We start from the raw sequence: 26,814 nt of genomic DNA on the forward strand, positions 1-26,814 counted from the left end.
GACGGGCACCGGGTCCCCGGCCGGTTCACGCGCCCGGAGGGTGGATGTACGTAGGAGCGCTCGAGTTCGACCTGCTGCTCGGGGATGTGCACTCGCTCAAGCAGAAGCGCTCGGTGGTGCGGCCGCTGATCGCGGACGTGCGCAAGCGGTTCGAGGTGTCGGTCGCCGAGGCCGGTCACCTGGACCTGCACCGCCGTGCGCTGATCGGGGTGGCCGTCGTGGCCGCCGACAACGGGCACGTGCGAGACGTCCTCGATGCCTGTGAACGCCTGGTCGCCGGCCGCCCGGAGCTGGAACTGCTCTCGGTGCGGCGCAGGCTGATCGGACCGGAAGACTAGAAAGGGGTGTGCGTCGTGGCCGATCCGGCACGCGCGCGCAAGCTCGCCAAGCGGATTTCCCAGATCGTGGCCTCCGCCATCGAGCACGACATCAAGGACCCGCGGCTGGCGAACGTGACCATCACGGACACCAAGATCACCGCGGACCTGCACGACGCGACGGTGTACTACACGGTGCTCGGCGAGACGCTGGACTCCCCGCCGGACACCGCGGGTGCGGCGGCGGCGCTGGAGTCGGCCCGCGGGGCGCTGCGGTCGAAGGTGGGGCAGGGGACCGGGGTCCGGTACACGCCCACGCTGACCTTCGTCACCGACAACATTCCCGAGGAGGCGCAGCGGATCGAGGACCTGCTGGCCAAGGCCAGGGAAGCCGACGCCGAGGTGGCCCGCCGGGCCACCGGGGCGCAGCCCGCCGGTGAGGCGGACCCGTACCGCCCGCCGCGGGTGGACGACGAAGAATAGGTTGCCGGGCCGGGGTTTCTCGCGACGGGCGCTGCTGCTGGGCGGTGGCGCCCTCGCGGCCGCGGCCTGCGCTCCGCCCGATCCGGCCGAACCCGCGGTGCCCACGCCGGTGCCGCCGGTGGTGCCCGCGCCACCGACCCCGGCCGGTCCGGTCACCGTGGACCGGGTGTGGTCGGCGGCCCGCGGGGCGGAACTGGACCTGGTGCTGATCTCCCCGGAGGGGGTGCCCGCCGCGGACCTGCCGGTCTGCCTGGCGCTGCACGGCCGCGGGGCCGGTGCTCGGACCTTCGTGGAGCTGGGCCTGCCGTCGTTGCTGACCGAGGCGGTGCGGGCGGGGGTGCCGCCGTTCACCGTGGCCGCGGTGGACGGGGCGCACTACTGGGTCGCGGTCGAGCCGGCCGACGACCCGCAGCGCATGCTGGCCGAGGAGGTGCCCGGCTGGCTGACCCGCCGCGGTCTCGGCCTGCGCAGCGGTGGGGTGCCGTCGGCGGTCATGGGGATTTCGATGGGGGCCTTCGGCGCGTTGCGCTACACCCGTGACCACCGGGACCTGCGGGCCGCGGCCGCGATCAGCCCCGCGCTGTTCGTCGGCTGGGGTGACGCGCGGTCGCGCAAGGTGTTCGCCGACCGCGCCCAGTGGGAGGCGCACGAGCCCCTGCTGCACGCCGACGAGACCGCGCCGGTGCCGGTCGGCCTCTGGTGCGGCACGCAGGATCCGTTCGCGGGGGCGGCCCGCCGGTACATCCAGGCGGCGCGGCCTGAGGTGTCGCGGCTGGCCCCGGGTGGGCACACGGAGAGGTACTGGAAAGCGGTGTTGCCGGAGGTGCTTCGGTTCATCGGGGAACGGGTGGGGTGATCGGCTCCACCCCGGTTTTTCAGTGTGACAACGAGGGCTTCGCCGTGTTTTTGGCTGTGGACCCGGGTGGGGAGGGGGGTCTGGGTGGGGGCTGCTGTGGGTGCCCGGCTGCGGTTTGTTGGGTTGGCTGTGGCGGCGGTTTGGGTGTGCCCTTTCAGGGTGCTGGTTTTGTCGCGACGATCAGGTCTCGCACGATTGATTGGTCTACCCGGTGTTCGAACTCGTCGTAGGGGGCCTGGGTGCGGACGTCGAGGCCGGCGCGGGTGAGGGTGGCGGCCAGGTCCTCGCGCTCGGTGACGTGGGTGTTCCACGAGATGCCGAGCGCGCCGCCCGGGCGCAGCACCCGGGTCCACACCGGAACGGCGGCGGCCAGCAGGTCGCTGGGGCTGCGGGCCAAGGTGGCTTCGCGGTGGCTGCCGTGCTGCACGCCGTAGGGGGCGTCGGTGACGATGAGGTCGACGGAGTTCGCCCGCAGCAGTTCGTCGGTGGTGAGCGTGTCGCAGTTGTAGACGGTCAGGCTCCGGGTGTCGCCGGCCTTGTACTGCTCCTTGGTCAGCCCGTATTCGACCTCGAGCCGCCGGCCGAGGCGGATCTTGTTGCGCCGCAACGCACCCGAGTCGGCGGTGTGCTTGATCCGCTTGTTCCGCAGCCAGGTCTTGAGGAACAGCTCATAGGCGTCGAAGTCCTTGCCGTCCACGTCGAAGCCGGTGGCGTGGAAGCCGTACATCATCGCCTGGTTGAGCGTGGTTCCCCGGCCGCACAACGGGTCCAGCAACCGCAGCGGCTCGGTGAAACCGCGTCCGGACACCAGCAGGGTGACGTTGAGCAGCAGCTTGGTGAACAGCTCGTTCGTCTTGCCGGGGTACTTCTGGATGGTCAGCAGGTCCGAATCGAACCGGTCGGCGCGTCGCACGGCCAGTGGGCGCAGCAGGTCACCGGTCACCTCGAACAACGCGTACAACGCCGAAAGGTTCGACAGGCAGGCCAGATCGGCGTCACCCAGCGGAGCCGCGGTGGTGAAGGTGACGTAACCGACGCCGCCGATCTCGGTCTCATCGATCTCGGTGACCTCGGCCGACAGCGCGGTCGCGCCGAACACGGCCAGCTCGGCGCGGAGCAGCTTGGGGGTGGAGTCGGTGTAGACCCGGTTGGCTGAGGGATAGACCAGGATCGCGTACTGGGGCATCCGCGACAGCGTAGCTTGCGGGGGTGACCACCTCGCAGCTCGACATCGATCGCGCCACGGCTCTGCTCCGGGACGCCGCCGACGTGACCATCCTGTCCCACGTCCGCCCCGACGCCGACACGCTCGGCAGCGCGCTGGCCCTCGGCCGGGTGCTGCGGCGTCGCGGCGCGACCGTGCGGGTGTCCTATTCGGGTGGTGCCACCCTGCCGGACAGCTTGCGCTCACTGGATCCCGACGGCCTGTACGTGCCCGAGGACGAGCTGCCCGCGGCCGAACCGCTGCTGGTCGCGGTGGACACGGCCAGCGCGTCCCGGCTCGGTGCGCTGACCGGCCGGGTCGAGGCCACCCGTGCCGCCGGTGGTGAGGTCCTGGTGGTCGACCACCACGCCTCCAACCCCGGCTTCGGCACGGTCAACGTGGTCGACCCGCACGCCGAGGCGACCGTGGTGCTGGTGCTGCGGCTGCTCGACGCGCTGGGGGAGGAGCTGGACGCGGTGACCGCGAGCTGCCTGTACGCCGGGCTGGTCACCGACACCGCGATGTTCCGGCTGGCCAAGCCCGCCACCCACCGGATGGCCGTGCGGCTGCTCGAAGCCGGGGTCGACCCGGCCGCGCTGACCAGGGAGGTGGTGGACGAGCGGCCGTTCGCGGCGCTGGCCATGCTCGGCTCGGTGCTCTCCGCCGCGCGGTTCGAACCGGACGCCGCGCAGGGCCTCGGCCTGGTGCACACCGCGGTCACCGCCGACCTGGCGGCGACCGTGCGCGCCGAGGAGGTCGAGGGCGTGATCGACGTGGTGCGCACGGTCGGGGAGGCCGGGGTGGCGGTGGTGCTGAAGGAGGTGCCCGGGCCGCGTCCGGAGTGGACGGTCTCGCTGCGCTCGGCCGGGCGGGTGGACGTGTCCGCGGTGGCGGTCTCCCTCGGCGGGGGCGGGCACCGGCTGGCTGCCGGGTGCACCCTGACCGGCAGCGCCGACCAGGTGCTGGAGCAGTTGCGCGCCGCGCTGGAGACCGCCCCGCTGCTCTAGCATGGGCAGCGGAGGTTCGTGCACATCGAATGCTCCGCTTTCCTGGGCCGCCGAGTGGCCGCTCGGCGGCCCAGGCCACGGCTCACGGCAGCAGCAGGCCCCAGTACAGGCCCCACGGGACCAGTAGCACCGCACCGCCGAGCAGCAGGCCGGTCCGGACGCGCCCGGTGTCGGCCTTCCGCCAGGTCACCGCGGTGAAGGCCGCCGAGACCAGCGTGCCGACCGCCAGCAGTTGCACCACCAGCCAGAACAGCGGCCTGCCCGCGACCACCGGGCCGACCTCCTGGCCGTTGCTCAGCATGATCCAGCCCAGGAAGCCCAGCAGGCCGGTGGCGGTCAGCAGGCCGGTCGCCGCGGTCCAGCGCGCCGGGGCCGAGCCGGGGCGCCGTCGTCGCACCAGGGCGGTCAGCGGGTAGGCGGCGAAGCACACGAGCAGGGCCAGCAGCGTGATCGCCTGCACCCACAGCGATTCCCACCAGGCCAGCGGGGACAGCGGCCCGGCGGGCTCGGCCTGCGCGGGCGGTGCGTCCGAAGTGGACGCGGGAGCCCCCTCGGCCAGGCCGTGCACCCAGGTGCCGACCAGTTCGGGGTAACCGGGTTCGAGCGGGTCGAGCCGGTCGAACCCGCTGGTGGTGCGGATCAGCGAGTGGTGCGCCTCGGGGAACACCCGCATGGTGTAGCTGGGGTTCCCGGCCAGCGCACGGGCGTAGATCGCGACGGCGTCACCCGGCGGGCTCTGCTTGTCCTTGCCGCCCCAGATGCCGAGCACCGGCATGCGCAGCTTCTCCAGGGTGGGCACCGGGTCGAAGTTCGCTTCGGGGAAGACCCCGGCTTCGGTGGCGATCCTGGTGCCGGTGGACGAAACGAGGTCCAGCACCGACGGCGAGGTCACGCCCTGGTGCCGCAGCCACTGGCGGTAGCTCCACGACTGGGCCCGCACCGGGCTGACCCCGTTCGCGCCGACCACGATCAGGAAGGCGGGATCGCTGCGGGTGGCCGCCAGCGGGGCCACCCACGCGCCCTCGCTGAGGCCCCACAGCCCGGTGCGGGCCGGATCGGCCTCCGGGCGGGTGCGCAGGTACGCCAGCGCCGCCGCGGCGTCGTCGGCCAGCGCGGAGAAGTTGCGGCTGGTCGAGGAGTACGCGCTGAGATCCTTGTCGTAGATCAGCGTGACGATGCCCTGCGCGGCGAAGGCAGCCGCCTCCTTGCGGATCTTTTCCCTGGTCACCCGGCCGGAGCCGTGGACGAGCACCAGGGCGGGCCGCCGGGTGCCGTCGGGTGGCGGGCCGACGATCGAGCCGTGCAGGGTCTTGCCACCGCTCGGGAACGATATGTCCTCGTCCACCGACGCCCGGGCGGGAACGGGGAGAAGGCTGAAGAGCAAACCGAACACGGCGAGCAGGGTCGCCGTTCGTCTGGTGCGCAGCATGGGGCCGCGGTCCTTCCAATGAGGTTCGTGCACATCGATTGCTTCGGGGAAACCCGGTGCCGCAGGGTGGCCGCCCTCCGGCACGGGTGCGGGTCGTCCTAGTCCACGGGCGCCTCCGGTTCCGGGATCGGGAAGGCGACGAAGCGCACCGCCAGCGCCCTGGCGCCGGCCGGGACGTCCTCGTCGGAGCGCCAGTACCGGCGCAGCAGTTGCAGGTAGTCCTCGAAGAAGCGCTCGGCTTCGTCCCGCGTGAGGTGCAGGGTGCCGCGGCTGAACGGCAGCACGTCACCCCATTCGCCCATCGCTTCCCGCTGCTCCTGGAACCGGGCGAAGAGGGCGAGGTCGGCGTCGAACTTCTGCCGCCCGAACTCGTCGAGCTGGGCACGCAGCCCGGGGCTCTGCGCGCTGAGGGGCGGGAAACGCAGGTCGTGGTGGCGGATGCGCCACCAGCGTTCCCGCCCGCGCGCGGCCTGCCCGGTCTCCTCGACGAAGCCGTGCTCGGCCAGCTGCCGCAGGTGGTAGCTGGTGGCGCCGCTGTTCTCCCCGAGCGCCCTGGCCAGCATCGTGGCGGTGGCGGGCCCGCGCCGCAGTTCGGTCAGGATCCGCAGGCGGCGCGGGTGGGTGAGCGCTTTGAGCCTGGCCGGGTCGTGGACCTGCTCCGGTTCGGGCGGACTGGGCATGGGGGCGAAACTAGCGGTGCACAGTTTTCTGTGCACCGGGTGCGGCCCGATCTCCGGGACATCTCAGGGTGCTCCCGGGGTCAGGCCGACTGCATCCGGCGGGCGAGCGCACCCACCCGCGGGAGCCTCCTGCGGTTGACGTCGATCACGGTGCCTTCGTCGTGGCCCTGTTCCCCGGCCCGGACCCAGCCGCGGTGCAGCTGCCCGGCCACCTCGACCCGCAGCGCCGCCGAGAACGACGCCGCGTCGATGCCGGCGTAGCCCTGCCGGACCACACCCTGGTAGATGGCGTCGGACACGGCCAGCAGCAGCGGGTGGTCCGTGCTGCGGAGGAGGTCTTTCAGCGCCGGGGCGTCGAGCAGGCGGAAGGCGAGGTCCAGTGCTTCGCCGAAGCACCCGTTGCGGTCGAAGTGCACCTCACCGGCGTGCAGCACGGCCCGCATCCGCAGGCGCCTGCCGGGCTGGTCCACGGCGTGGGCGAGCAGCATCTCCTCCAGCGACGGCACCACCTCGGCCAGGAAGACCGTGCGCGGCACCTCGTCCACCGGGCGGACCAGCACCAGCACGCTGTCACCGCGGTCGAAGTAGGGTTCGTGGTGGTCCTCGCCGATGCCCGCCTGCCGCAGGCTGCGCTCGACCATGTCGTACATCGCGGCCCGCAGGCTCGCCTTCGCCGTGTTGTTCTGCTTGGTCGACCCCTCGATGTCCACCGCGAAGATGACCCGGGTCACCGGCGGTCCGGGGTCCAGCGTGTTCACGGCGCACTGCCTGGTGACGGTGCGCTCTTCCCGGTTTCCAGCATGAAGATCGGTCTCCTTCCGGACGCCCCCGACGCCCTTCCCCCTTACGACACCGGAATTACTTGCCTGGCCGGGAGCGCGGCGACGGCGGTACCGTTGAGACCGCGGTGCGACTCCCGCCTGCTGGCCGTGGGTGGTGGTTCTACTCCGCCGGGGCGGCCCCTGTGCCAGCAGAGGCCGCCCCCACTGCTCATCTCATTCGTCCTCTCCCAGTCGTCCGAGCAGCTCGTCGAGGAACACCTGGGTGTCGTCCTCGGAGAGCGCCATCTGCTGCAGTTCGCGGAAGAACTTCATGTACCGCGCGGTCTGCTCGTTCGGTTCGTCGAAGAGCTGGTCGCCGTCCGGGCTTTCCAGCAACAGCGCGTAGTCGTCCTGCTCCTCGGACAGGTCGAGCACGAGGAACGAGCTGACCATGGCCGCCTTGGGGCCGGCGCTGAACGGCATCACGCGGATGTGCATCTGCTTGTACGCGGACAGCTCCACCAGCTGCCGGAGCTGCCCCGCCATCACCTCGGCGTCGCCGACCTGCCGCAGCAGTGCGGATTCGTCGATGATGTAGGACAACTCGGGTCCACCCGAGCGCAACAGCTCCTCGCGGCGCCGCATCCGCAGTTCCACCCCGCGCTCGATGCGGGCTTCCTCCGAGCCGTAGGCCCGCATGATCGCCGCGGCGTATTCGGGGGTCTGGAGCGTGCCCGGCACGATCAGCCCCTGGAACTGGCTGATCCGGACGGCCGAGGACTCCAGGCCGATGAAGTTGATGAACTGCGGGCGGTAGACGTCGCGGTACTGGTGCCACCAGGCCGGTTTCTTGCTCGCCTTGACCATGTCGACCAGCTGGTCGACCCGCTCGCGCTCGGTGATCTCGTAGTGCAGCAGCAGGGCCTTGAGGTCGGTCACCGAGATGCCGACCGTGCCCTTCTCGATCCGGATGAGCTTCGACGGGGACCAGTCGAGAGCTTCCGCGACGTCGCGCTGGGTGTAGCCCCTGCTGTCGCGTTCCTGCCGCAGCACAGCTCGCAGCCTCCTGAGCTGGCCTACGGGGGAATCCGCCCTCGTCATCTATCCGTCCTCCTGGTGGTTGGTGGCCACCTGCTATGTGGCAGATGGTAGCAGTCACAATGCTTACCAGCGAAGGGCTGAGCGCAGAAAGTTGGGTGTCACTCCGACAAATTTCCGTCCGCCAGCTGGCACGGCTCTTGTGGCCTAGTCCACCCTAGGAGGGTGTGCGTGAGCACGGGGGAATACCGGGGTCACCTCATCCGGTGACGTTGAATGGGGGCTCAGGCGCCGGTGCGGACGGCGGCGAGGAAGGCGGCCCAGCCCGCCGCGGAGAAGTGCAACCGGGGACCCCGGCGGTCCTTGGAGTCGCGGACCTGCACGCTGTCGTGGTCGAAGGCCACTTCCAGGCAGTCGTTACCGTCGCCGCCGCTCGCGGAGCTCTTGATCCAGCGAAGGCCGGACGAATCGACTTCGACCACGCGTGGGCTGCCCACGTGTCCTCCCCCGGGTGTGCGCATGACGGGTCCCGATCGAAATTTCAGCTTATGGGCGGTGACTGAGCGTTTACTACCGCCGTCAGAGTCAGGACCGGCCGAGCGAACGGGGGATTGTCGGTACGGATAGTTAGGCTCGGCAAGTGCCTGACTCCGCTCCCGCTCCGGTATCCGCCAAACGGGTGCTCGGCCTCGCCGTGCCCGCACTCGGGGTGCTCGCCGCCGAACCGCTGTACGTCCTGGTGGACACCGCCGTCGTCGGCCACCTCGGCGCGCTGCCGCTGGCCGGGCTGGCGCTCGGCGGCGTGCTGCTCGCGCAGGTGTCGACCCAGCTGACCTTCCTGTCCTACGGCACCACCTCGCGCACCGCCCGGCTGCACGGCGCGGGCCGCCGGGCGGACGCGGTCCGGGAGGGCGTGCAGGCGACCTGGCTGGCCATCGGCGTCGGGCTGGTGCTGCTGCTGGCCGGGCAGCTGCTCGCGGCGCCGGTCGCGCGCGGGCTGGCCGGGGACGCCGAGATCGCCGGCGAGGCGGTGGCGTGGCTGCGGATCGCCTTGTTCGGCGCGCCGCTGGTCCTGATCACCATGGCGGGCAACGGCTGGATGCGCGGCGTCCAGGAGGCCCGCCGCCCGCTCTGGTACGTGCTCGCGGGCAACGGCATCTCCGCGGTGCTGTGCCCGCTGCTGGTCTACGGCGCCGGCTGGGGGCTCGAGGGCTCGGCCGTGGCGAACGTGGTGGCGCAGGTGATCTCGGCGGCGCTGTTCATCCGGGCGCTGGTCGCCGAGCGGGTGTCGCTGAAGCCGGAGTTCGGCGTGATGCGGGCGCAGCTGGTGCTCGGCCGGGACCTGGTGCTGCGCAGCTTCGCCTTCCAGGCGTGCTTCCTCTCCGCGGCCGCGGTCGCCGCCCGCACCTCCACCGAGGCGGTCGGCGCGCACCAGGTGGTGCTGCAGCTGTGGACCTTCCTGGCACTGGTGCTGGATTCGGTGGCGATCGCGGCGCAGTCGCTGGTCGGCGCGGCGCTGGGGGCGGGGCAGCAGCGGCAGGCCCGGGGCATCGCCACCCAGCTCACCCGGTACGGCCTGGTCTTCGGGTGCGTGCTGTGCGTGCTCTTCGCCGCGGTGTCGCAGGTGCTGCCGAAGGTGTTCACCGCCGACGCCGGGGTGCTCGCCGAAATCCCGCACGCCTGGTGGTTCTTCGTCGCGCTGCAGCCCATCGCCGGGGTGGTGTTCGCGCTGGACGGGGTGCTGCTCGGCGCCGGGGACGCGGCCTTCCTGCGCACCGCGACCCTGCTCAGCGCGGCGGCCGGGTTCCTGCCGCTGGTCTGGCTGTCGCTGGCCTTCGGCTGGGGCCTGGCCGGGATCTGGACCGGGTTGTCGCTGTTCATGGTGTTCCGGCTGGTCGCCGTGCTGGTGCGCTGGCGCTCGGGCGACTGGGCGGTGGTCGGCGCGGTCCGGGCGGCCTGACGGGTGGCCGGTGGTGTGGCCAAAGCCACCTCGGTAACGGGTATGTTCCGGCATTGCTTAGGCGATACAACGAATGGGGCGGCACCGGCGGCGTCCTCTGCCCAGTTCGCGTACCGCTCCAGGAGGATGCCTTGTCCGCCCCCACCACCGGACGTGCCAGCTGCCGGTCGTGGTTGATCTGGCTGACCGCCGCCGCGGTCTACCTGCTCGCCGTGTTCCACCGCACCTCGTTCGGCGTCGCCGGGCTGCAGGCCGCCGAGCGCTTCGGCGTCGGCGCGGCCGCGCTCGGCACCTTCACCGTGCTGCAGGTCGGCGTCTACGCCGCCATGCAGATCCCCACCGGCGTGCTCGTCGACCGCTTCGGCCCGCGCAAGGTGCTCGGCTTCGCGCTGCTGTTCCTCGGCCTCGGCCAGGTCCTGCTCGCCGTGGCCACCTCGTACCCGCTGGGCCTGCTCGCCCGCGCGGTGCTCGGGTTCGGCGACGCGCTCACCTTCGTCAGCGTGCTGCGGCTGATCGCCGCGCACTTCCCCGGCAGGCAGTACTCCGTGGTCACCTCGTTCACCACGGCCATCGGCTACCTGGGCAACCTCGCCGCCACCGTGCCGCTGACCTTCCTGCTCGCCGGTCCCGGCTGGACGCCCACCTTCCTCGGCGCCGGGCTGGTCACCGTGCTCTACGCGGTGGTCGCCACCTGGCGGATCAGGGACGTCCCGGTGGGCACCCCGGCCGCGCCCGCCCCGGCGGCCGGTCGCCGTGTGCTCGCCGGGCGGGTGCTCGAAGCCTGGCGCACGCCGGGCACCCGGCTCGGCTTCTGGGTGCACTTCGCCACCATGTTCGGCGCCAACGTGCTGTCCATGCTGTGGGGCGTGCCGTTCCTGATCGACCAGGGCATGAGCCCGGCCGCGGCCGGCGCCATGCTGACCGTGTTCGTGTTCACCTCGATGTTCGGCGGCCCGGTGGTGGGCAACCTGATCGGGCGGCGGCCGTCGGTGCGGATGCCGCTGGTGGTCGGCTTCCTGGCCGGGGCGGTGCTGGTCTGGGCGGTGCTGCTGGCCTGGCCGGGGGCCGTGCCGGTGCCGGTGCTGGCGCCCGCGTTCGCCTTCTTCGCCCTCGGCGGGCCCGCCTCGATGATCGGGTTCGCGCTGGCCCGCGACTACAACCCGCTCAGCCGGGTCGGCACCGCGACCGGTGTGGTCAACGTCGGCGGTTTCGTCGCCACCACGATCGCCGCGCTCAGCGTCGGCGTGCTGCTCGAACTGACCGGCGGCAACTTCCGGATCGCGCTGCTGTCCATCGTGGCGGTGCTGCTCACCGGCAGCTGGCGCACGCTGGTCTGGTGGCGGCGGGCGCGGGCGGTGCTGTTCGCCGCGCAGGCCCGCGGTGAGCGGATCCCGGTGCAGGTGCGCCGCCGCCGCTGGGACGCCAGGGAGAGCCAGCCCGCCGCAGCCGCCGCGTAGCGCCTGAATAGGGTTTCGCGCGTGTCTCGCCAGCAACAGCCGCGCCGCCCGGCCCCGCCCCCCGGTCTCCTGATCGTCGACAAGCCCGCGGGCATGACCTCGCACGACGTGGTGGCCAGGGCCCGCCGCATCATGGGCACCCGCAAGGTCGGCCACGCCGGCACGCTGGACCCGATGGCCACCGGGGTGCTGGTGCTCGGCATCGAACGCGCCACCAAACTGCTCGGGCACCTCGCGCTCGACCGCAAGACCTACCTGGCCACCATCACCCTCGGCGCGTCGACCACCACCGACGACGCCGAGGGTGAAGTGCTCGCCACCGCCGGGCCCGCCGCCGTCGAGGCCGTCACCGACGACGCCGTCGCCGCCGGGATCGCCGCGCTCACCGGGGAGATCCAGCAGCGGCCGAGCGCGGTCAGCGCGGTCAAGGTGGACGGCAAGCGGGCCTACGCGCGGGTGCGCGCGGGCGAGGAGGTCGAACTGGCCGCGCGCCCGGTGACGGTGTACCGGTTCGACCTGCTGGCCACCCGCCGGGAACCCGGCCGCATCGAACTCGACGTGGTGGTCGAGTGCTCGTCCGGCACCTACGTCCGCGCGCTGGCCAGGGACCTCGGCGCCGCGCTCGGCACCGGCGGGCACCTCGCCGCGCTCCGCCGCACCACGGTCGGCCCGTTCACCCTGGCCGCCGCCCGCACCCTCGAGGTGCTGGAGGACCGCCCGGACCTCTCGTTCGACCTGGACAAGGCGGTCGCCACCGCGTTCCCCCGCCGGACCGTCGACGTGGCCACCGCCCGGGCGCTGCGGCACGGGCAGCGCATCCCGGCGGCCGGGCTCGGCGGCACCTACGGCGTGTTCGACCCGCAGGGGCACGCGCTCGCGCTCGCCGCGGACGAGGGATCCGTGGCCCGCGCGGTGGTGGTCCTGCTGCCCGCATAGGGTTGGGGCCGTGCAGCGTTGGCGTGGTTTGACGGATCTTCCTGGCAGCTGGGGCCGGTGCGTGATCACCATCGGCGTGTTCGACGGTGTCCACCGTGGACACCAGGCCCTGATCGCCAGAACGGTGGCGGCGGCGCGGTCGCGTGAGCTGCCCAGTGTGGTGCTCACCTTCGACCCGCACCCCTCGGAGGTGATCCGGCCCGGCAGCCACCCCGCCCAGCTGACCACCTTGCGGCGCAAGGCGGAACTGGTCGAGGAACTCGGCGTGGACGTGTTCTGCGTGCTGCCGTTCACCCCGGAGCTGTCGCGGCTGACCGCGCACGAGTTCGTGCACGAGGTGCTGGTCGACCAGCTGCACGTGGCCGCGGTGATCGTCGGGGAGAACTTCACCTTCGGCAACAAGGCCGCCGGCGACGTCGAACTCCTGCGCACGCTCGGCCGCCGGTTCGGCTTCGCCGCGCAGGGCGCCGAGTTGCAGGGGCAGGCGCTCGGCCCGGCCGAAGCCAACGCCGAAAGCGAGATCACCTTCTCCTCGACCTACGTCCGCTCGTGCATCGACGCCGGTGACGTGCAGGCCGCGGCCGAGGCGCTGGGGCGCCCGCACCGGGTGGAGGGCATCGTGGTCCGGGGCGCCGGCCGCGGCAAGGACCTCGGCTTCCCGACCGCCAACCTGTCCACCCCGCGCTTCGCGGCGATCCCGGCCGACGGGGTGTACAGCTGCTGGTTCACCCGGTCGACCGACCCGGGCAAGCGCCTGCGCGCCGCGGTCTCGGTGGGCACGAACCCGACCTTCTCCGGCCGCGAGCGCACGGTCGAGGCGTACGTCCTCGACGTCGAGGAGGACTTCTACGGCCACGACGTGGCGCTGGACTTCGTGGTCAAGCTCCGCGACCAGATCCGCTACGACTCGCTCGACCCGCTCATCCGGCAGATGGCCGCCGACGTGGACCGCACCAGGGAGGTGCTGACCGAGTAATCTTCGCTTTCCGGGTCGTGGGGGCGCCCGGGCCTGCGATGATGTGCGGACACCGGTCGGGTGCGGCTAGTTAGGGGAGAAGGGCTGACGTGGAGGACCACAAGATCGTCCAGCGCAACATCGCGCTGCAGCGCGAGTGGTACGGGGAGCCGTTGGGCGATCGGGTCCGCAGGCTGGTGGTGGCCTTCGACATCTCACAGGCGTTCCTGGCCGAGGTGCTGGGTATCAGCGCGCCGATGCTGAGCCAGGTGATGAGCGGCCGCCGGGCCAAGATCGGCAACCCGGTGGTGCTGGCCAGGATGATCATGCTGGAGCGCAAGGTCCTCAGCCCGGACGTGGCCGCGGGCAATCCGGCCGCGATGCGGGCCGCGCTGGAGGACGTGCGCGACTCGCGGCCGACCGTCGGCCGCGACAGCTTCCCGGTCGGCGCGGTGCCGGAGGACCACTCGGTGCTGGTCGCGCTGCGCGAGATCGCCGAGGAGGACGAACTCGTGCAGGCCGCCGACCGCCTCGACGAGGAGTTCCCCGCCATCGCCGACCTGCTGCGCAAGGCGTCGAAGGTCACCTGACTTGCAGCTGTTCTCCGCTCTGGTGCCGCCGCCGGCCGTGCTCCGCTCCGCGCGGGACCGGCTCGACGGCAGGCAGCTGCCGGGTTTCCGCTGGTCACCCGTGGCCAACTGGCACATCACCCTGGGCTTCTACGGCGAGGACGACATCGCCGCGCGGGCGGCCTGGCTGCGTGAGCGGCTCGCCGGGCGGCCACCGGTCACCGTGCGGCTGACCGGCGCGGGCACCTTCCCGAAGGTGCTGTGGCTGGGCGTCGGGGGCGAAGGGCTGGCCGACCTGGCGAGGGCGGCGGGCGCCGAACTGGACGGGCGGCCCTACCGCCCGCACCTGACGCTGGCCCGCTTCCCGGCCGAACGCCTGGCCGAGGCACGCGAACTGGTGGCCGGGCTGGCCGGTTTCACCGGTCCCGGGTGGACGGCGGCCGAAGTGGTGTTGATGAAGAGCACCGCGGGGGCGTATGCGCAGGTAGAGCGCTTCGCGCTGGACGGCGGTGCGGGCCGCGGGCAGCCCGGCTGGTAGCCTTGACAGTTGGGTCCGGCTGCAGTCCGTGGCGGCCGTGACCGGCTCACCCGGCGTGGAGCTTCGTCCGGGCCGCACGGCACCGATCCAAGGAGAACACAGCGTGGCGCTGTCCACCGAAGAGAAGAAGTCGATCCTGTCCGAGTACGGCGTGCACGACTCGGACACCGGATCCCCCGAGGCCCAGGTCGCTCTGCTGACCAAGCGGATCGTCGGCCTCACCGAACACCTGAAGCAGCACAAGCACGACCACCACTCCCGCCGCGGCCTGCTCCTGCTGGTCGGGCGCCGCCGCCGGTTGCTCAACTACGTGGCGAAGGTGGACATCGAGCGGTACCGGTCGCTGATCCAGCGGCTCGGCCTCCGCCGATAACGCGCTGACGAGGGGGAGCGACCACGCGGTCGTTCCCCCTCCGCGCAGGGGACTCGCCCGGCCCGCACGGGTATCCGGCCGGTGACGGCGAGTTCTGATAGACAACACACAGGGCGCACGCGACGCGCACGAGGGCATGTCCGCCGGTCCTCGGTAGTGGTTCCCGGGACGAAGGTTCCCGGGGACTTCGATCGAAGACCGGCCTCGTTCCTCGAGCGTCCCCCGGATGGGGTCCCAGGGTGGGAGATCGCCCAGCCCGAGACGAACGAGGAGAACAATTACATGACCGATGTGAGCGGCACCGCCGTGCACGAGACCGAAGCCGTGATCGACAACGGCCGCTTCGGCACCCGCACGGTCCGCTTCGAGACCGGCCGCCTGGCCCGCCAGGCCGCCGGCTCCGTCGTGGCCTACCTGGACGAAGAGACCATGCTGCTCTCGGCGACCACGGCGTCGAAGCACCCGAAGGAGCACTTCGACTTCTTCCCGCTGACCGTGGACGTCGAGGAGCGGATGTACGCCGCGGGCCGGATCCCGGGCGCCTTCTTCCGCCGTGAGGGCCGTCCCTCCACCGACGCCATCCTGACCTGCCGCCTGATCGACCGGCCGCTGCGCCCGTCGTTCACCGACGGCCTGCGCAACGAGATCCAGATCGTGATCACCGTGCAGAGCCTCCACCCGGACGACCCGTACGACGTGCTGGCGATCAACGCCGCCTCGGCGTCCACCCAGATCGCCGGGCTGCCCTTCTCCGGCCCGATCGGCGGCGTGCGCGTCGCGCTGATCGAGGACCAGTGGGTCGCCTTCCCCACCTGGAAGCAGCTGGAGCAGGCCACCTTCAACATGGTGGTGGCCGGCCGCCTGGTCGACGGGGGCGACGGTGATGGCAACGGCGACGTGGCGATCATGATGGTCGAGGCCGAAGCCACCGAGCAGACGCTCGACCTGGTCGCCGGGGGCGCCAAGGCGCCGAACGAGGAGGTCGTGGCCGAGGGCCTGGAGGCCGCCAAGCCGTTCATCCGGGTGCTCTGCCAGGCCCAGCGCGAGCTGGCCGCGGTGGCCGCGAAGCCGGTCGGCGACTTCCCGGTGTTCCCGGCCTACGAGGCCGACGCCTACGACGCGGTGGCCGCGGCGGCCACCGAGGAGCTGACCAAGGCGCTGGCCATCGCCGGCAAGCAGGAGCGCGACAACGCCACCGACGAGGTCAAGGCCGCCGTGCTGGCCAAGGTCGGCATCGGCGAGGGCGAGGCCTTCGAGGGCCGCGAGAAGGAGATCGGCGCCGCGTTCCGGGCGCTGACCAAGAAGCTGATCCGCCAGCGCATCCTGCGTGACAAGGTCCGCATCGACGGCCGCGGCCTGACCGACATCCGGTCGCTGGGCGCCGAGGTCTCGGTGATCCCGCGGGCGCACGGCTCGGCGCTGTTCGAGCGCGGCGAGACCCAGATCCTGGGAGTCACCACGCTGAACATGCTGCGCATGGAGCAGCAGATCGACTCGCTGTCCCCGGAGACCACCAAGCGGTACCTGCACCACTACAACTTCCCGCCGTTCTCCACCGGCGAGACCGGCCGCGTCGGTTCGCCGAAGCGGCGCGAGATCGGCCACGGCGCGCTCGCCGAGCGCGCGCTGGTGCCGGTGCTGCCGAAGCGGGACGAGTTCCCCTACGCCATCCGCCAGGTCTCCGAGGCGCTGGGCTCCAACGGCTCCACCTCGATGGGCTCGGTCTGCGCCTCCACCATGGGCCTGCTCAACGCCGGTGTGCCGCTGCGGGCGCCGGTCGCGGGCATCGCCATGGGCCTGGTCTCCGACGAGGTGGACGGGGAGACCCGCTACGTCGCGCTGACCGACATCCTCGGTGCCGAGGACGCCTTCGGTGACATGGACTTCAAGGTGGCGGGCACCAAGGAGATCGTCACCGCGCTGCAGCTGGACACCAAGCTCGACGGCATCCCGTCCGAGGTGCTGGCCGGTGCGCTGAACCAGGCCAAGGACGCGCGGCTGACCATTCTCGAGGTGATCGCCGAGGCGATCGACGGGCCGGACGAGATGAGCCCGTACGCCCCGCGGGTGACCAGCGTGAAGATCCCGGTGGACAAGATCGGCGAGGTGATCGGGCCGAAGGGCAAGATGATCAACTCGATCACCGAGGAGACCGGCGCCGACATCTCCATCGAGGACGACGGCACGATCTACGTGGGCGCGGCCGACGGCCCGTCGGCGGACGCGGCGATCGACAAGATCAACGCCATCGCCAACCCGCAGCTGCCCAAGGTCGGGGAGCGCTTCCTCGGCACCGTGGTGAAGACCGCCGCCTTCGGCGCCTTCGTCTCGCTGCTGCCGGGCAAGGACGGCCTGGTGCACATCTCCAAGCTGGGCAACGGCAAGCGCATCGGCAAGGTCGAGGACGTGGTCAACGTCGGCGACAAGCTGCGCGTGGAGATCGCGGACATCGACAACCGCGGCAAGATCAGCCTCGTCCTGGTGAAGGAAGAGGACACCGCCGACACCACGGCTTCCGCGGAGGGCGGCGAGAAGCCGGCCGACGAGAAGGCCGACGCGGCTCAGTAGGTCAAAGACGCCGGAAGTGGGGCATTGCTCGCGTTCACACCGCGAGCGGTGCCCCACTCCTGGCATTCGGAGGAAGAAACCTCATGGCGTCCAAGACTCCAGGGCACGCGCAACCCGCCGGGGTGACCCGCCTGCTCGACTCCACCGCCGACGGCGCGGTGGTCAAGCGCACGGTGCTGGCAGGCGGGCTGCGGGTGATCACCGAGCACGTGCCCGCCTCGCGCTCGGCCACGGTCGGGCTGTGGGTGGGGGTCGGCTCGCGGGACGAGCCGCGGCCGGTCGCCGGGGCCGCGCACTACCTGGAGCACCTGCTGTTCAAGGGCACCGCGAACCGCGACGCCAAGCAGATCGCCGAGGAGATCGACGCGGTCGGCGGGGAGTTCAACGCGTTCACCGCCAAGGAGCACACCTGCTACTACGCGCAGGTGCTCGACGAGGACCTGCCGCTGGCCGTGGACCTGGTCACCGACGTGGTGTTCGAGGCGCTCTGCGCGGATTCCGATGTGGACACCGAACGCAGCGTGGTGCTCGAAGAGATCGCCATGCGCGACGACGACGCCGAGGACCTGCTGCACGAGACCTTCGTCGGCGCCATCCTCGGCGACCACCCGCTGGGGCGGCCGGTGCTGGGCACCGAGGCGTCGATCACCGGCATGTCGCCCAGCGCGCTGCGCGGGTTCTACAAGCGCCGCTACACGCTGCCGCGCATGGTGCTGGCGGTGGCGGGCAACGTCGACCACACCCGGGTGCTGCGGCTGGTGCGCAAGGCCCTGCGGGACCGGCTGTCCGGATCGGACAGCCCGGTGCCGCCGCGGCGTGGCCGGGCGCGGCTGTCCACGGCGCCGAAGCTGGCGCTGCGGCCCGACGACACCGAGCAGGCGCACGTCATGCTCGGCCTGCGGGCGCTCACCCGGCACGACGAGCGCCGCTTCACCCTGTCCGTGCTCAACGCCGCGCTCGGCGGCGGCATGAGCTCCCGGCTGTTCCAGGAGATCCGGGAACGCCGCGGGCTGGCGTACCAGGTGTACTCGTCGGTGGCGAGCTACGCCGACGCCGGGCACCTGGCCGTCTACGCCGGGTGCCAGCCGGAGAAGCTGGGTGAGGTGGCCGGGGTGATCCGCGAGGTGCTCGCCGACGTCGCCCGCGACGGGCTCACCGAAGCCGAGGTGGCCAGGGCCAAGGGCCAGCTGCGCGGCGCGATGGTGCTCGGCCTGGAGGACTCGGCGTCGCGCATGTCGCGCATCGGCAAGGGTGAGCTGAACTACAGCGAGTACCTCGGTGTGACCGAGACCATCGACCGGATCGACGCGGTCACCGCCGAAGACACCGCCGCGCTGGCGAAAGCCCTGCTCAGGGCGCCGGGCCGGGCGGTGGGGGTGTCCGCGGCCGCGGTGGTCGGGCCGTACGCTCACGCCGACGACCTTCCCGACGATCTGCACGAGGTGATCGCATCATGAGCATCCGGGTGGCGGTACTGGGCGCGCGGGGGCGCATGGGCTCGACGGCGGTGGGTGCCGTCGAGGGCGCGGCGGACCTCGACCTGGTCGCCGCGATCGACGCCGGTGACCGGCTGCTCGACGTGGTGGACAACGGCGCCGACGTGGTCATCGACTTCACCCACCCCGATTCGGTGATGGGCAACCTGGAGTTCGCCGTGGAGCACGGCCTCCACGCGGTCGTCGGCACCACCGGCATGACCGAGGAGCGGCTGTCCACACTGGCGGGCTGGCTGTCGGACAAGCCGGAGCTGGGCGTGCTGATCGCGCCGAACTTCGCGCTCGGCGCGGTGCTCGCGATGCGGTTCGCCGAGCAGGCGGCCAAGTACTACGCCTCGGCCGAGGTCATCGAACTGCACCACAACCGCAAGGCCGACGCGCCGTCCGGCACCGCCGGGCACACCGCGCGCCTGATCTCCCGGGCCCGGTCGAACGCCGGGCTGGAGCCGGGCCCCGACGCCACCACCACCGAACTGGACGGTGCGCGCGGCGCACTGGTCGGCGACGTGCGCGTGCACTCGGTGCGGCTGCCGGGCCTGGTCGCGCACGAAGAGATCCTCTTCGGCGGCGAGGGCGAAACGCTGGCCATCCGCCACGATTCGATGGACCGGTCGTCGTTCATGCCGGGCGTGCTGCTCGGGGTGCGGTCGATCGTCAAGCGGCCGGGGCTGACCGTCGGCCTGGAGAACGTGCTGGAGCTGTGAAAGCCCGCAACTTCGCCCTGCTGCTGACCGCCGCGCTGGCGCTGTACCTGGTGCTGCTGGCCGGTCGCGCGGTCGCGCTGCTGAAGACCGGTGAGACGGTGCCGGTGGTGTTCGGCATCGGTGTGCTGCTGCTGCCGGTGCTCGGGGTGTGGGTGGTGGTGGCCACCTGGCTCTCCGGGGTGCGCGTCCAGCGGCTCGCCCGGCGGCTGGACCGGGAAGGCGGCCTGCCCGACGTGTCGGACCTGCCGCGCCGCCCGTCCGGGCGGGTCGACCGCGCGGCCGCGGACGAGTGGTTCGAGCAGCGCCGCGCCGAGCTGGACGCCGACCCGGAGAACTGGCGGCACTGGTACCGCTTGGCGCACGCCTACGACATCGCCGGAGACCGCCGGCGAGCCCGGGAAACCATGCGCAAAGCCATCGACCTGGAAGCCGCCGACACCGAGCCCTGACCCCCGTGAGGTGGCGGACAGCCGGTGTCGGGTGGCCAGCTTGCGAGCACCGCTGGTGAGGTGTTGGGCAGCCTGTGTTCGGCCAGCCCGAGAGCGCAGCTGGTGAGGTGGTGGGCGGCCTGGGCTGGGTGACTGGTTCAGTGGCGTAGTCATCCGGTGGTGTGCTGGTTGAGGTGGCGGACAGCCGGTGTCGGGTGGCCAGCTCGCGAGCACCGCTGGTGAGGTGGCAGGCAGCCCGTGCCGGGCGGCCCGGTGCCGAGGAACCACCACCTCGGTGGCGGCCACGCGCAAGGCGATCGAACAGGAAGCGCCCGGCGCCACCCGCTCAGAGGTGCAGCCAGCCCGCGAACATCGCCGGGGAAGCGGCCAGCAGGCTGAACCGCGCGAACCGCCCGGCCAGCCCCGCGCCGAGGAACAGCGACATCGGCATCCGCACCAGGCCGGCCAGCACGGTGGTGGCCATGAACGGCGGCAGCCCGACCACCGCGCTGACCCCGTAGGTGCCGGTCATCCACGCGGGGTGCCGGTGGCAGCGCTCGCGCAGGCGTTCCAGCCAGGCGCGCACGCGTTTCGTGCGCAGCTCCCAGCGGGCGCGCCGCGGGGTCATCGGGCGTTCCCGGTGCAGCCGGTCGTGCAGGAACTTCGGCAGCTTGATCGAACCCCTGGCGGCCAGGTAGTAGAACAGCTTCCCGGCGATCTGGCCGATCGCCACGGCCGCGCCGATGGCCAGCCAGTGCACCCCCGGCTCGCTGCTGGCCAGGCCGATGACGAAGACCTCGATGCTGATCAGCGGCACGATGGCCGAGCCGAACGCGACGCCGAGCGTCACGCAGAGCCAGCCGATCATCGCACCTCCAGTGGGATCCCCGTCTTCCAAGCTATCAGCGTGACCGGCGCGTGACCCGGGGGCTGGCCCCCCTCTTGCCGCACCGGAAGATCACCTGATCGTCGTATTCCGGACATCTGGCGCTGGCAGGGTGACGGCGTGGCCGTCGCCGAGAGAACCGCCGCCGACCGGTTCGCCCAGCTGTGCGCGGCGGTCACCGGCCGCCTGCCGTTCGGGTTGTCGCGGCTGGTGCCGCCGACGTTCCTCGGCTTCTGCGTGATCAACGGCTTCACCTTCGGGGTCGACCTGCTGCTGCTCACCCTCTTGCACGGACAGCTGGGCCTGGCGGTTCCGCTGTCCATCACGCTGGCCTACGTGGTGGCGTTCGGGCTGAGCTTCGTGCTGAACCGGGCGTTCAACTTCCGGTCGCACGCGCCGGTCGGGAAGCAGGCCGTGCGCTACGCGGTCGCGGTGGCGGTCAACTACGCCGCGTTCATCCTCGGCGTCGGCAGCGGGCTGGTGGCGCTGGGCGTGCAGTACCACCTGTCGCGGCTGGTCGCGGGGGCCTGCGAGGGCGTGTTCATGTACAGCGTGATGCGCTGGGTGGTGTTCAGGAAGTCAGCTGGAGGTCGAGCGGACCGGTGAGGCGGAGTTCGCGGATGGTCTTCTCGCCGGTGTCCAGGGTGCGCACGGTGCCGTCGGGGTGCCAGCCCGCCCGCTTGTAGAAGCCGAGCGAGGCGGCGTCGGACTGGGCCACCCAGGCGATGCCGCGGTCGGCGCCGAGTCCACGCAGGTCACGGGCGGCGTACGCGAGCAGGCGACCGCCGTGGCCGCGCCTGCCCCACCGCGGTTCGACCAGCAGCGTGGCGATCAGGCCGACGCTCCCGGCGTCGTCGGGCAGCTCACCGGCCGCGGAGGCGACCTCGTCGTCCGGGGCCTGGCCCGCCACGCAGTAGCCGACGGTGAACTCGCCCTCGGTGGCCACCAGCACGGCCGTGCCGGGGTGCTCGACGGCCGCGGTCCAGTGCTGCTCGGTCTCCGGCGCGTCCAGTGCGGCCAGCGCCTGTTCACCGAGGAACTCCGCGTAGGCGACCCGCCAGGTCTCGCGCTGGATCCTGGCTATCTCGGCGACGTCGCTGGCGGTGGCCGCGCGGACCTGGGCCTGGCTCATGGGGGCAACCTATCGGCCCGGTGGTGCCGGAATTGTCGGTGGGTCCTGGCACCATGGCGCCATCATGCAGACGGTGAGTGATTCGGTGGCCAGGCGCACGGCGCTGGCCGCGCAGGGGTTCGCGGATCCGCGGCCGGGCGGGGAGCCCACGCGGCGGCATCTGCAGCGGGTGTTGTCCAGGGTGCAGCTGCTCCAGCTGGACTCGGTGAACGTGGCGGTCCGGGCGCACTACGCGCCGTTGTTCGCGCGGCTCGGCGCCTACGCGCCTTCGCTGGTCGACGACGCGGCCTGGTCGCATTCGGCGCGGCGGCCGCGGTTGCTGGTGGAGAGCTGGGCGCACGAGGCGAGCCTGGTGCCGGTGCAGGACTGGCCCCTGCTGCGCTCCGGGGCGAAGCGGATGGGCTGGTGGCGCGGGTACGAGAAGCTGCTCGAACGCTCGCCGACGCTGGCCGAGGACGTGCTGGCGGTGGTCAAGGAGCACGGCCCGATCGGTGCGGGGGCGATCGAGCGCGAGCTGGCGGGGGAGCGGGCCCGGCGGCAGGGGCCGTGGTGGGACCGGTCCGAGGTGAAGCAGATCTGCGAGTGGCTGTTCGGCATGGGCCAGCTGTCCACCGGCACGCGGCGCAGCTTCGAACGGCTCTACGACCTGACCGAGCGGGTGGTCCCCCCGGAGATCCTGGCCACCAGGGTGGACAAGGAGGAGGCGGCGCGGCGGCTCATCGCGAAGTCGGCCACCGCACTGGGCATCGCCACCGAAACCGACCTGCGCGACTACTACCGCCTCGGCCCCGACGTCACCCGGCAGGCGGTGGCCGAACTGGTCGAGGCGGGGGAACTGGAGCCGGTGCGGGTGCGGAGCTGGAAGGCCCAGGCCTACCGGCACACCGGCGCACGCACCCCGCGCGCGATCACCGGCCGGGCGCTGCTGTGCCCGTTCGACCCGCTGATCTGGGAACGCGCCCGGACCGAGCGGATCTTCGGCTTCCGGTACCGGATCGAAATCTACGTCCCGGAGCCGAAGCGGGAGTACGGCTACTACGTCTTCCCGTTCCTGCTGGACGGGGAGCTGGTGGCCAGGGTCGACCTGAAAGCCGACCGCGCGGCCGGAGTGCTGCGGGTGCAGGGCGCCTTCGCCGAACCCGGTGCCGACCGCGCCCGCGTCCTGCCCGAACTGGCCGCCGAACTGCAGCACATGGCCGAGTGGCTGGGCCTGTCCGGCGTCACCACCACCCCCCGAGGCGATCTGGCCCCCGCCCTCGCCGCTTTCGACCGCTGAACTCCACCCCAGCCAGCCGACCGGCTCGCTCGGGTTTTCGGAATTCGTGGCGGGGAGCCGCCCCGATCCTTCAGTGCTGTGTTTGGCTGGGTATCGGGGAGGGGGTGGGGCTGGGTGAGCTTGTTGGCCGGATGAGGGGCCGGACCGAAGTCGCCGCCCCGCTCGGAGTGGCCGGCGCCACGCCCAGCGCGGCGGCGGCGATCGCGCTCCACCGTCACGCGTAGGCCCCGAGCCGGATCCGGTCGCGCAGTCCGTGCAGCAGGCCGCCCAGCTTCCGGCGCAGTTCGTGGTCGAGCAGGCGGTCGTCCTCGTCCAGTTGCCGGGCGACCCGGGGGACCGGCAGCGTTTCGTCGAGCACCTCGGCCCCGGCGATCTTCAGCACCTTCCGCAGGTCGTCCTGCGCCCAGGCGGCCCCGTGCACGCCGTTGCTCGCGCCGACCACCGCCACCGGCTTGCCGACCAGCACACCCCCGCCGAACGGCCGCGAAGCCCAGTCCAGCGCGTTCTTCAGCTGACCGGGGATCGAGCCGTTGTACTCCGGCGTGGCGATGAGCAGCCCGGCCGCCTCCTCGATGGCCCGCCGCAGTTCCGCCACCCCGTTCGGCGCCGGCCCGTTTTCGGCGTCCTCGTCGAACGGCGGCACCAGGCCGAGTCCGCCCCAGCGGCGCAATTCCATCCCGCGCGGCAGTTCGTAGCTGGCGGCGGTGAGCAGGCGGCCGTTGAACGACCCCTCGCGCAAGCTGCCCGCGATCCCCAGGATCCTGACGCCCATGGAAGTCCTCCCGATCTCTCGTTCCGTCGGGTTCGAGAATCGCGATAAGACCCGGGGCGGCGCATGGGGCAAGAGCCCTATTTCGCGGTGAGCCGCGCCCGTGATGCCTAAGTCAGTCGAACAGGCCGAACTGGTTGGCCGTGGCCGCGGCCTCCACGCGGTTCGCGACGCCGAGCTTGCCGAGGATGTTCGACACGTGCACGCTCGCCGTCTTCGCCGAGATGAACAGCTCGTCGGCGATCTCCCGGTTGGCCTTGCCCGCGGTCACCAGGCGCAGGATCTCCAGTTCCCGCGGGGTCAGCCCGAGGCGGGCGTGCCCGTTGCCGACCGGCTGCGGGGTGCCCGGCACCAGCTGGATCCGGGCCCGCCTGGCCAGGTCGGCGATCCGGTCGCGCAGCGGTTTCGCGCTCAGCCGGGTGGCCAGTTCGTGGGCTTCGCGCAGCAGCGCGGTGGCGGAGTCGCGGGCGCCGTCGCTGATCGCGGCCGCCGCTTCGCCGAGGCAGGCGTGCGCCAGCGGCAGCGGCTGGCCGAGTTCGCGCCAGGCCGTGGTGGCGGCCGCCCACGCCTCGCGCCCGCCCCGGGTGCGGGCGGTGAACGACCGGGAGAACGCGAGCTGGACCGGCCCGGTGACCGGCAGTTCCGCGGCGATCCGGCGCAGCCGGGTGAGCAGGTCGGTGCCCCGCCAGGACGGGTCGTGCTCGGCGAGCCCGCTGCCGATCACCAGCAGCGGCCAGAGCAACCGCCCCGCCGACATCAGCTGCGGGTGCGCCAGCGCGCGTTCGAGCACGGCCCGCGCCTCGCCGTACCGGCCCTGGATCAGGCGCAGCTCGGTTTCCAGCCGTGCCACCAGGAACGGGTCGAGGTTGAAGCGGACGTCCTCGCCGAACCGCTCGTGCGCCCGCAGGAGCAGCCGTTCCGGCAGTTCGAGGTCACCCCAGTGCAGGGCGAGATATCCCTTGAGGCACAACAGGTGTTCGCGGAACGCCGGGGCCGGGCCGAGGTCGAGCGCCTGCTCCAGCGCGGTCATCGCCTCGTCCCACCGGCCGCCGTCGATCAGCGCGCCCGCCAGGTCGAGGCTGTGCAGGGCACCGGACGCCCGGTGCAGCCCGGTCGACTGCGCCACCACCAGCCCGTGGCGGGCCTTCGCCTCGGCCTCGTCCAGCCTGCCGAACGCCCGCAGCAACGAGGATTCCTCGTGGATGGCACGCAGTCGCACGCGGTGCTCACCCAGTGCTTCCGCGATGGCACCGGCTCGCTTCAGCCTCGGCAGCTGCTCGTCGAGGTCACCGAGGCGCGCGTCGAGCACGGCGAGGGTGATCAACGCGGCGGCCTCGGCGGAGCGTTCTCCGTTGCGGCACGCCGATTCCAGGGCCGCGTCCGCCGCGTCACGGGCTTCGTCGGCACGCGGGATCTCCATCAGGCGCGCGGCGTAGGAGTTCAGCAGGTGACCGCGGGCGGGGTGGTCGGCGGGCACCAGCCGGATCGCCTCGCGGTGGTCCTCGAGCGCACCGGGCTGCCCCAGCTGCGCCCGCAACCGGGCCCGCTGGTCGAGCAGCACGGCGGCACGCACCCGCTGGGCGTCGCGATCGATCTCGGCCAGCGCCAGGGTGGCCAGCCGCTCGCCGTCGACGTTGTCCCCGGCCCGGCTGGCCGCTTCCACCGCCTGTTCCAGCACCGTGGCGTACTCGACGCCGCCCAGTTCGCCGCCCGGGTCGGGAACCCGCGGCCACAGTTCGCGGACCCGGTCGAGCATCTGCCGCTGTTCGGCGAAGGCGAGCAGTTCCTGTGCTTCCCCCGCCGCCCGCCAAGCCGCGCGGATCGCCCCGCGGAAGTCACCCGCCCGGTACAGGTGCTGGGCGAGTTCGGTGACCGAGGGCGCCCCGGCGGACAGGCTGGGATCGGCCGCCATCGCCGCGGCGTACCGCGCGTGCAGGGCCCGGCGTTCACCCGGCAACAGGTTCGCCGTGGCCGCGGCGCCGATCAGCGCGTGCCGGAACCGGTAGCCCTCGCCCTTGACCACCAGCACGTTCGCGTCGACCGCGGCGCGCACGGCGGCGGACAACGCGCGTTCGCCCAGTCCGGCCACCTCGGCCAGGAGCGCGTGGCAGACGGTGACCTCGCTCAGCCCGATCAGCCCGGCCACGTAGGTGGCGTCCGGCGGCAGCCGGTCGATCCTGGCCAGCAGCAGGTCTTCCAGCGATGCGGGGATCTCGGCGTCGCCGTCGCAGTCGAGCAGCGCCTCGACGAACAGCGGATTCCCTTCGCTGCGCTGGTACACCGACCGCACCAGCTCGGGGTCCGGCTCCCGGTCGAGGATGTGACGCACCAGGTTCACCACGTCGCGCTTGCCGAGCCGGCCCAGTTCCAGCCGGTCGGCCCACGGCATCCGCGTCAGTTCGGCCAGCAGCGGCCGCAGCGGGTGCGCGCGGCCCAGTTCTTCGGACCGGTGGGTGACCACGATCATCGAGCCGGGTACCGCACCCTGGTTGCGCACCAGGAAGTCGAGCAGGTCGCGGCTGGACCGGTCGGCCCAGTGCGCGTCCTCGATCACCAGCACCACGGGCTGTTCGGCGGCGAGCCCGCCGAGCAGGGTGAGCACGCCTTCGAACAACCGCGGCCGGGCGTCCTCACCCGGCGGCCCCGCCCCGCGGACGGCACCGAGCAGCAGCGGCGCGAGATCGGCCTTGTCCGGCAGCAGCCGGTCGAAGGCGGCCTGGTCGGCGGTGGCCAGCCCGCGCAACGCCGCGACGAACGGCGCGAACGGCAATCCCTCCGCGCCGAGTTCCACGCAGCCGCCGGCCAGCACGGTCGCCTTCGCCCCCGCGCGGGCGGCGAACTCCGAGACCAGCCGCGACTTGCCGACCCCGGCCTCCCCGCCGATGAACAGGGTCGCCAGGCCCCCGCCGGCCACCCGGTCGAAGGCCGCGGCCACCCTGCTCGTCTCGCCGTCGCGCCCGACCAGCACCGGGCTCACTTGGAGGCTCATTTG

At 72.2% G+C, this 26,814-nt stretch carries 27 protein-coding genes; 17 read left to right on the forward strand and 10 right to left on the reverse strand.

Going from position 1 to position 26,814, the window contains the following annotated elements:
• Window positions 1-44: 44 nt before the first annotated feature.
• Genes AC07EG_RS27325 through AC07EG_RS27335 form a run of 3 tightly spaced genes read left to right on the forward strand, consistent with a single transcriptional unit; the run spans window position 45 to window position 1,656 of the window.
• On the forward strand, window positions 45-338 hold the full coding sequence (locus AC07EG_RS27325; protein WP_478256051.1) for a DUF503 domain-containing protein: 294 nt from the start codon (window positions 45-47) through the stop codon (window positions 336-338).
• A gap of 15 nt (window positions 339-353) precedes the next feature.
• Window positions 354-800 carry a 30S ribosome-binding factor RbfA gene (gene rbfA / locus AC07EG_RS27330; protein WP_478256052.1) on the forward strand — a complete coding sequence of 149 codons (447 nt, stop codon included), beginning with the start codon at window positions 354-356 and terminating at the stop codon, window positions 798-800.
• A gap of 1 nt (window position 801) precedes the next feature.
• Window positions 802-1,656 (forward strand): alpha/beta hydrolase, encoded by an 855-nt coding sequence (locus AC07EG_RS27335; protein ID WP_478256053.1) that lies wholly within the window; start codon window positions 802-804, stop codon window positions 1,654-1,656.
• Between the two features lie 154 nt (window positions 1,657-1,810).
• Here the strand turns inward: AC07EG_RS27335 and AC07EG_RS27340 are convergent, their stop codons facing one another.
• Window positions 1,811-2,842: a TRM11 family SAM-dependent methyltransferase gene (locus AC07EG_RS27340; protein WP_478256054.1), complete on the reverse strand. Its 1,032-nt coding sequence runs from the start codon at window positions 2,840-2,842 to the stop codon at window positions 1,811-1,813.
• A gap of 23 nt (window positions 2,843-2,865) precedes the next feature.
• Between AC07EG_RS27340 and AC07EG_RS27345 the strand changes: the two genes are divergently transcribed.
• Window positions 2,866-3,867 (forward strand): DHH family phosphoesterase, encoded by a 1,002-nt coding sequence (locus tag AC07EG_RS27345; protein WP_478256055.1) that lies wholly within the window; start codon window positions 2,866-2,868, stop codon window positions 3,865-3,867.
• A gap of 82 nt (window positions 3,868-3,949) precedes the next feature.
• Here the strand turns inward: AC07EG_RS27345 and AC07EG_RS27350 are convergent, their stop codons facing one another.
• The 5 genes from AC07EG_RS27350 to AC07EG_RS27370 all read right to left on the reverse strand — a co-directional run bounded on the left by AC07EG_RS27350 (window position 3,950) and on the right by AC07EG_RS27370 (window position 8,272).
• The gene (locus tag AC07EG_RS27350) at window positions 3,950-5,296 is read right to left on the reverse strand and encodes an alpha/beta hydrolase family protein (RefSeq protein WP_478256056.1); all 1,347 of its coding nucleotides are present in this window, start codon (window positions 5,294-5,296) and stop codon (window positions 3,950-3,952) included.
• A gap of 98 nt (window positions 5,297-5,394) precedes the next feature.
• A complete protein-coding gene (locus tag AC07EG_RS27355) occupies window positions 5,395-5,976 on the reverse strand; it encodes an ArsR/SmtB family transcription factor (RefSeq protein WP_478256057.1) in 582 nt (193 codons plus the stop codon).
• 80 nt (window positions 5,977-6,056) lie between these two features.
• Window positions 6,057-6,734, reverse strand: coding sequence for a hypothetical protein (locus AC07EG_RS27360; RefSeq protein WP_478256058.1), 678 nt, complete (start codon window positions 6,732-6,734; stop codon window positions 6,057-6,059).
• A 237-nt stretch (window positions 6,735-6,971) separates the two neighbouring features.
• Window positions 6,972-7,790, reverse strand: a complete 819-nt coding sequence (locus AC07EG_RS27365) for a helix-turn-helix domain-containing protein (protein ID WP_478256059.1) — start codon at window positions 7,788-7,790, stop codon at window positions 6,972-6,974.
• 269 nt (window positions 7,791-8,059) lie between these two features.
• Entirely contained in the window at window positions 8,060-8,272 is a 213-nt protein-coding gene (locus tag AC07EG_RS27370) for a DUF397 domain-containing protein (RefSeq protein ID WP_478256060.1), read from the reverse strand.
• 143 nt (window positions 8,273-8,415) lie between these two features.
• Here AC07EG_RS27370 and AC07EG_RS27375 point away from each other — a divergent pair, with 143 nt between their 5' ends.
• The 11 genes from AC07EG_RS27375 (at window position 8,416) to AC07EG_RS27425 (ending at window position 19,780) form a co-directional block, all read left to right on the forward strand.
• Window positions 8,416-9,735 carry an MATE family efflux transporter gene (locus tag AC07EG_RS27375; RefSeq protein ID WP_478256061.1) on the forward strand — a complete coding sequence of 440 codons (1,320 nt, stop codon included), beginning with the start codon at window positions 8,416-8,418 and terminating at the stop codon, window positions 9,733-9,735.
• Window positions 9,736-9,866: 131 nt separating this feature from the next.
• Window positions 9,867-11,192 carry an MFS transporter gene (locus AC07EG_RS27380; protein ID WP_478256062.1) on the forward strand — a complete coding sequence of 442 codons (1,326 nt, stop codon included), beginning with the start codon at window positions 9,867-9,869 and terminating at the stop codon, window positions 11,190-11,192.
• A gap of 21 nt (window positions 11,193-11,213) precedes the next feature.
• Window positions 11,214-12,128: a tRNA pseudouridine(55) synthase TruB gene (gene truB / locus AC07EG_RS27385; RefSeq protein ID WP_478256063.1), complete on the forward strand. Its 915-nt coding sequence runs from the start codon at window positions 11,214-11,216 to the stop codon at window positions 12,126-12,128.
• A gap of 10 nt (window positions 12,129-12,138) precedes the next feature.
• On the forward strand, window positions 12,139-13,104 hold the full coding sequence (locus AC07EG_RS27390) for a bifunctional riboflavin kinase/FAD synthetase (RefSeq protein WP_478256064.1): 966 nt from the start codon (window positions 12,139-12,141) through the stop codon (window positions 13,102-13,104).
• 89 nt (window positions 13,105-13,193) lie between these two features.
• Window positions 13,194-13,673, forward strand: coding sequence for an XRE family transcriptional regulator (locus AC07EG_RS27395; RefSeq protein WP_478256065.1), 480 nt, complete (start codon window positions 13,194-13,196; stop codon window positions 13,671-13,673).
• A gap of 1 nt (window position 13,674) precedes the next feature.
• Window positions 13,675-14,190, forward strand: a complete 516-nt coding sequence (gene thpR / locus AC07EG_RS27400) for an RNA 2',3'-cyclic phosphodiesterase (protein ID WP_478256066.1) — start codon at window positions 13,675-13,677, stop codon at window positions 14,188-14,190.
• A gap of 103 nt (window positions 14,191-14,293) precedes the next feature.
• Window positions 14,294-14,563 carry a 30S ribosomal protein S15 gene (rpsO, locus tag AC07EG_RS27405; RefSeq protein ID WP_209665300.1) on the forward strand — a complete coding sequence of 90 codons (270 nt, stop codon included), beginning with the start codon at window positions 14,294-14,296 and terminating at the stop codon, window positions 14,561-14,563.
• A gap of 282 nt (window positions 14,564-14,845) precedes the next feature.
• Window positions 14,846-17,131: a polyribonucleotide nucleotidyltransferase gene (locus tag AC07EG_RS27410; RefSeq protein WP_478256067.1), complete on the forward strand. Its 2,286-nt coding sequence runs from the start codon at window positions 14,846-14,848 to the stop codon at window positions 17,129-17,131.
• 83 nt (window positions 17,132-17,214) lie between these two features.
• Window positions 17,215-18,588, forward strand: coding sequence for a M16 family metallopeptidase (locus AC07EG_RS27415; RefSeq protein ID WP_478256068.1), 1,374 nt, complete (start codon window positions 17,215-17,217; stop codon window positions 18,586-18,588).
• Window positions 18,585-19,331 carry a 4-hydroxy-tetrahydrodipicolinate reductase gene (gene dapB / locus AC07EG_RS27420; protein WP_478256069.1) on the forward strand — a complete coding sequence of 249 codons (747 nt, stop codon included), beginning with the start codon at window positions 18,585-18,587 and terminating at the stop codon, window positions 19,329-19,331. The genes AC07EG_RS27415 and dapB overlap by 4 nt, the downstream gene beginning before the upstream one ends.
• Window positions 19,328-19,780 (forward strand): tetratricopeptide repeat protein, encoded by a 453-nt coding sequence (locus AC07EG_RS27425; protein ID WP_478256070.1) that lies wholly within the window; start codon window positions 19,328-19,330, stop codon window positions 19,778-19,780. Before dapB ends, AC07EG_RS27425 begins: the two co-directional genes overlap by 4 nt.
• 325 nt (window positions 19,781-20,105) lie before the next feature.
• Here the strand turns inward: AC07EG_RS27425 and AC07EG_RS27430 are convergent, their stop codons facing one another.
• The gene (locus AC07EG_RS27430) at window positions 20,106-20,627 is read right to left on the reverse strand and encodes a hypothetical protein (RefSeq protein ID WP_478256071.1); all 522 of its coding nucleotides are present in this window, start codon (window positions 20,625-20,627) and stop codon (window positions 20,106-20,108) included.
• Window positions 20,628-20,765: 138 nt separating this feature from the next.
• Between AC07EG_RS27430 and AC07EG_RS27435 the strand changes: the two genes are divergently transcribed.
• The gene (locus AC07EG_RS27435; protein ID WP_478256072.1) at window positions 20,766-21,251 is read left to right on the forward strand and encodes a GtrA family protein; all 486 of its coding nucleotides are present in this window, start codon (window positions 20,766-20,768) and stop codon (window positions 21,249-21,251) included.
• On the opposite strand, the gene AC07EG_RS27440 is transcribed toward AC07EG_RS27435, so the two are convergent.
• Window positions 21,217-21,777, reverse strand: coding sequence for an N-acetyltransferase family protein (locus AC07EG_RS27440; RefSeq protein WP_478256073.1), 561 nt, complete (start codon window positions 21,775-21,777; stop codon window positions 21,217-21,219). The genes AC07EG_RS27435 and AC07EG_RS27440 overlap by 35 nt on opposite strands.
• Window positions 21,778-21,841: 64 nt before the next feature.
• Between AC07EG_RS27440 and AC07EG_RS27445 the strand changes: the two genes are divergently transcribed.
• Window positions 21,842-23,053, forward strand: coding sequence for a winged helix-turn-helix domain-containing protein (locus AC07EG_RS27445; RefSeq protein ID WP_478256074.1), 1,212 nt, complete (start codon window positions 21,842-21,844; stop codon window positions 23,051-23,053).
• A 214-nt stretch (window positions 23,054-23,267) separates the two neighbouring features.
• Here AC07EG_RS27445 and AC07EG_RS27450 read toward each other — a convergent pair whose 3' ends face one another.
• Window positions 23,268-23,825 carry an NADPH-dependent FMN reductase gene (locus tag AC07EG_RS27450; protein ID WP_478256075.1) on the reverse strand — a complete coding sequence of 186 codons (558 nt, stop codon included), beginning with the start codon at window positions 23,823-23,825 and terminating at the stop codon, window positions 23,268-23,270.
• A 112-nt stretch (window positions 23,826-23,937) separates the two neighbouring features.
• A complete protein-coding gene (locus AC07EG_RS27455) occupies window positions 23,938-26,811 on the reverse strand; it encodes a helix-turn-helix transcriptional regulator (RefSeq protein WP_478256076.1) in 2,874 nt (957 codons plus the stop codon).
• Between the last annotated feature and the right edge of the window lie 3 nt (window positions 26,812-26,814).

Source organism: Amycolatopsis sp. NPDC045836, assembly GCF_056431745.1.